Here is a 4,740-nt window from a genome sequence, read left to right on the forward strand (position 1 = left end):
TGACAGGGCAGGGATGGGCCCAGTGTTTCTGCCGTGATGGAGCGCTGATCCGGCTGTGTGGCGGATCCCTCAGTCGCTGCGATCGACGGCGTGGGGGCAGGTTCGCCGGGGCCGTTCCTTCGGGATGACAACGTGGCGGTCCGGCCAGATGACCTGGGGGCTGGCGGCGCGTCGCTCAGCCGCTCAGCCGCGGGCGGCGGGTGGGCGCGCCGGGATCGCGCACCCGCCGCTCCGGCGCGATCACGCCCGCGATCAGCAGTCCCGAGACCAGGGCCACGGCCGTGAGCATCATGCTGAACGCCGTTTCGATCCCCGCCAGCGTCTGCCGCTCCATCAGCGAGGTGAGCCCGCGGAAGCCCACGCTCCCCGGCACCAGCAGCAGAATGCCGGGCACCAGCACCACGGCGGGGGGCCGGTTCTGCAGCCGCGCGTAGATGCTGCTGGCCAGGCCCACGGCGAAGGCCCCGGCAAAGGCGCCCAGCTCCACCCCCAGCGCCGAGGCCCCCACCTGGCCGCCCCCCACGCCGAACGCCGTGCCCACCACGATCCACGGGATGTCGCGCGGCGCGGCCTTCAGCAGCACCACGCCGCAGAGGGGCGAGACGACGAGCGCCACGAGCCCGGCCCACCCCGGCAGCGAGCCCGCCTGCACCGCGGCCGGCGCGCCGAACGCGGCGGTCGCCAGCCGATTGCCCAGCGCCACGCCGAACGCCAGCCCCAGGAAGGTGATGAAAGCGCCGCTCAGCCGCGCCGTTCCCGACGCCAGCTGCCGGCTGGCGAGCTCGTTCAGCGCGTTGGTCAGCGTCAGCCCCGGCAGCAGCACGATCAGCCCGGCGAGCGTGGCGACGAGGACGGAGAGCGGGCCGCCCAGGTGTGCCAGCGCCACGGCCGCGCCGCTCACCAGCAGGGCGGCCAGGGGCTCGAACACGCGCCCCAGCCGCGGCACCCGCGCGGCCACCAGCATGAATCCCCGCAGCCCCAGCCCCAGCAACGTGCCGGCGACGATCTCGCGCAGGCCGCCGCCCAGCAGCAGACAGCTCGCCCCGGAGATGCCGCCGAAGGCCAGCGTCGTCAGGAACGGCCCGTACGGCGACGGGGACGCGGCGATGGCGGCGATGCGCTCGCTCCCCTCCGCGGGAGAGATGAGTCCCTGCGCCACCTCCAGGCTCACGCCGTGCACGGCCGCCAGGTTGCGCAGGTCCACGTCGCCTGGCTGCACGCGCAGCATGTAGGTGCGCTGGAACTCCACCGGGCCGAACGACGCCATCAGCGACGTGGGCTGCGAAAAGAACTGCGCGCCCTGCAGCCCCAGCCGGTCCGAAAGGGCGCCCAGGATGTCTTCCAGCCGGTGCGACGCCTCGCCATAGCTGTGCATGGCGCGCCCCAGGTGCATCACGAAGCCCACGGCCGCGGGATCGGGCTCGGCGTACTCGGTCCGGGCGGTGCTCGCCACGTCGTTCTCCATCCTGGGAAAAAGAGATGGATCATGCAGAGCCGCAGAGACGCAGAAGAGCCCTCCCTTCGTCTCTCTCTGCGACTCTGCGCCTCTGGGTGAGTCCAATTCTCCTGAAAGTCGCGCCACGGGAGCACGCTCAGCAAGGGATACCCTAGCCGCCACGCGCCGGGCGCACTACCTTCAGAAACTCCTTCCGCACTCACGCCCTGCCGCACTCACGCACTCCACGAAGCTGGCCCTTGTCCCGCCGCCGCGCGGACGCTAACTTCCATGGCGTGATACTTGCAAGCGGTCGGGCCGACTCCCCTCATACGGGTATTGTGGCTGCCGGAGTTCTCGGCGTCATCCCGGCCCGGCTGTCTTCGCAACGACTCCCTGAAAAACCGCTGCATCCGCTCGCTGGCCGGCCCCTGATCGAATGGGTCTGGCGGCGCGTTTCGGCGTTCGCTTTGTTCGATGCGCTCGTCATCGCGACCGACAGCGAGCGCGTGGCCAACGTCGCGCGCGGGTTCGGCGCGCGGGTGGCGCTCACGCGCGAGGACCATCCCTCCGGCACCGACCGCGTGGCGGAAGTGGCACAGATGGGCGAGTACGAGGGCTTCGGCACCATCGTCAACGTGCAGGGCGACGAGCCGTTCGTGCGCCGCGAGCATCTCGAAGCCGCCATCGGGCTCGTCCGCGAGGGCGGGTGGGACGCGGGCACCGTGGCGACGCCCATCGGCTCGGCGGACGAGTGGCGCGAGCCCTCGGTGGTGAAGGTGGTGCGGGGCGACGACGGCGCGGCGCTGTACTTTTCGCGCGCCCCGGTCCCCTTCGCACGCGACGCCGAGCCGGACTTCGCCTCCGGGCCGTACCTGCGCCACGTGGGCATCTACAGCTACCGCCGCGACGCGCTGCTCCGCTGGGTGGCGCTGGCCGAGGCGCCGCTGGAGCGGATCGAAAAGCTGGAGCAGCTCCGTCCGCTGGCCGCGGGCATCCGCATCGGCGTGGCGGTGGGCGCGCCGGCCGAGGGCGGGGTCGACACCCCGGCCGACGCGGCGCGCGCAGAGCGCATCCTGGGCAGTGCATCTACACCCGACCTGATCGAGGCACCCGCATGACCGCCATGAACACGACTCCCACCAAGTACATCTTCGTCACCGGCGGCGTGGTGTCGTCGCTGGGGAAGGGGATCGCCGCGGCCTCCATCGGCCGGCTCCTGGTGGACCGCGGGCTGCGCGTGACCATCCAGAAGTTCGATCCGTACATCAACGTCGATCCCGGCACCCTGTCGCCGTTCCAGCACGGTGAAGTGTTCGTCACCGACGACGGGGCGGAGACGGACCTGGACCTGGGCCATTACGAGCGCTTCGTGGGCGAGTCGCTTTCCGTCGCCAATTCCATCACCACGGGGCGCATTTACCAGGAAGTCATCCAGAAGGAGCGCCGCGGCGAGTACCTGGGCGCCACCGTGCAGGTGATTCCCCACATCACCGACGCCATCAAGACGGCCATCCGCCGCCTGGCGCCCAACCACGACGTGGTGATCACCGAAATCGGCGGCACGGTGGGCGACATCGAGTCGCTTCCGTTCCTCGAGGCCATCCGCCAGTACCGGCAGGAGGTGGGGCGCGAGCACACGCTGTTCATCCACCTGACGCTGATCCCCTACATCGCCGCGGCGGGCGAGCTGAAGACCAAGCCCACGCAGCACTCCGTGCGCGAGCTGATGGAGATCGGCATCCAGCCCGACATCCTCATCTGCCGCAGCGAGCACGCGCTTCCGCCGGAGATGCGCCGCAAGATCGCCCTGTTCACCAACGTGGACGTGGCCAGCGTGATCGAGGCGCGCGACGTGGCCAGCATCTACGAGGTGCCGCTGGAATACCACAAGCAGCGGCTGGACGACCAGGTGTGCGCCAAGCTCGGCCTGCAGACGTCGAAGCCGGACCTGGGCGAGTGGGAGCGGCTGGTGGAGCGGGTGAAGCGGCCGAAGAACGGCGCGGTGAAGATCGCCGTGGTGGGCAAGTACGTGGCGCTGGTCGATTCGTACAAGTCCGTCCAGGAGGCGCTGTACCACGGCGGCATCGCCAACGACGTGAAGGTGGAGATCGACTGGCTCTCGTCCGAAGACTTCGAGAACGGACAGCCGGCTGACAAGCTGTCGCAGTACCACGGCCTGCTCATCCCCGGCGGATTCGGCGTGCGCGGGGTGGAGGGGATGCTTTCCGCCATCCAGTGGGCGCGAGAGAACGGCCTGCCGTTCTTCGGCATCTGCCTGGGGATGCAGACGGCCATCATCGAGTTCTCGCGCTCCGTCTGCGGCCTCACGCAGGCGCACTCCGCCGAGTGGGAGCGCGACACGAGCGACCCGGTGATCTGCCTGATGGACAGCCAGCGCCAGATCACCGACCTGGGCGGCACGCAGCGGCTGGGGGCGTACACGGCGCGCCTGGCGCCGGGCTCGCGCTCCGCCGAGATCTACGGCGGCCACGAGATCAGCGAGCGCCACCGGCACCGGTACGAGGTGAACAACGAGTACCGGCCGCAGCTGGAAGACGCGGGCATGCGCATCAGCGGCACCTCGCCCGACGGCAACCTGGTGGAGATGATCGAGCTGCCGGACCACCCCTGGTTCGTCGCCACGCAGGCGCACCCGGAGCTCAAGTCGCGGCCGGACCATCCGCATCCGCTCTTCGCCTCCTTCGTCACCGCGGCGGTCGCTCGGCGCAACGGCGAGGAGCAGGTGAGCCTGCACCGCGATCTCACGCCGGCCGCGTCGAAGGTGGCGGCTGCGGAGTCCGCGCCGGAGACGGTGGTCGCGTGATGGACGTTCCGACCCAGGCGCACATCGATTCTCTCCTGGCCTACGCCGGGGCGGGGTCGGGGAACGCCGCCGATTCGGTGACGGAGATCGCGCGCGGGCTGGAGCAGCTTCGCGACACGGGGACGGCCGATTTGACGGCCCGCGACGCCGACGTCCTCGCGGACGTGGGCGAGCAGCTGAAGCGCGGTGCGCTGGGGATGCTCGGCGGCGGGCAGGCGCCGCCCGAGACCCAGCGGGAGGCGCACCTGCGGCTCCGCGCCGCGGACGACTTCCTGGAGGTGAGCGAGCTCATCCGGGCCCGGGTGGCCGCGGGATGACGGACGCCGCCGAGCTGTTCCGCGTGGGCGGGCCCTTCTTTCTCCTCGCCGGGCCGTGCGTCGTGGAGCACGACGCGCTGAACCTGCAGGTGGGCGAGGCGCTGGCGCGGCTAGCGGACGACCTGGGGCTGCCGGTCGTCTTCAAGGCATCGTTCGACAAG

The 4,740-nt window shown here is 70.8% G+C and carries 4 protein-coding genes; 3 read left to right on the forward strand and 1 reads right to left on the reverse strand.

Annotated features, from left to right (window positions below):
* Positions 1–175: 175 nt before the first annotated feature.
* Positions 176–1,453 carry a threonine/serine ThrE exporter family protein gene (locus VIB55_RS22880; protein ID WP_331878994.1) on the reverse strand — a complete coding sequence of 426 codons (1,278 nt, stop codon included), beginning with the start codon at positions 1,451–1,453 and terminating at the stop codon, positions 176–178.
* A gap of 323 nt (positions 1,454–1,776) precedes the next feature.
* Between VIB55_RS22880 and kdsB the strand changes: the two genes are divergently transcribed.
* From kdsB to VIB55_RS22895, 3 genes are read left to right on the forward strand one after another with little or no spacing between them, the layout of a single operon-like run.
* On the forward strand, positions 1,777–2,556 hold the full coding sequence (kdsB, locus tag VIB55_RS22885; RefSeq protein ID WP_331878995.1) for a 3-deoxy-manno-octulosonate cytidylyltransferase: 780 nt from the start codon (positions 1,777–1,779) through the stop codon (positions 2,554–2,556).
* Positions 2,553–4,262, forward strand: a complete 1,710-nt coding sequence (locus tag VIB55_RS22890) for a CTP synthase (protein ID WP_331878996.1) — start codon at positions 2,553–2,555, stop codon at positions 4,260–4,262. The genes kdsB and VIB55_RS22890 overlap by 4 nt, the downstream gene beginning before the upstream one ends.
* Positions 4,262–4,579: a hypothetical protein gene (locus VIB55_RS22895; protein WP_331878997.1), complete on the forward strand. Its 318-nt coding sequence runs from the start codon at positions 4,262–4,264 to the stop codon at positions 4,577–4,579. Before VIB55_RS22890 ends, VIB55_RS22895 begins: the two co-directional genes overlap by 1 nt.
* Positions 4,580–4,740: the final 161 nt, after the last annotated feature.

Origin of the sequence: Longimicrobium sp. (genome assembly GCF_036554565.1) — a bacterium.
Classification (GTDB): Bacteria; Gemmatimonadota; Gemmatimonadetes; order Longimicrobiales; family Longimicrobiaceae; genus Longimicrobium.

Coding starts and splice junctions, on each gene's coding strand:
- VIB55_RS22890 (WP_331878996.1), top strand. CDS start 2,553: ATGACCGCCATGAACACGACTCCCACCAAGTACATCTTCGTCACCGGC.
- VIB55_RS22895 (WP_331878997.1), top strand. CDS start 4,262: ATGGACGTTCCGACCCAGGCGCACATCGATTCTCTCCTGGCCTACGCC.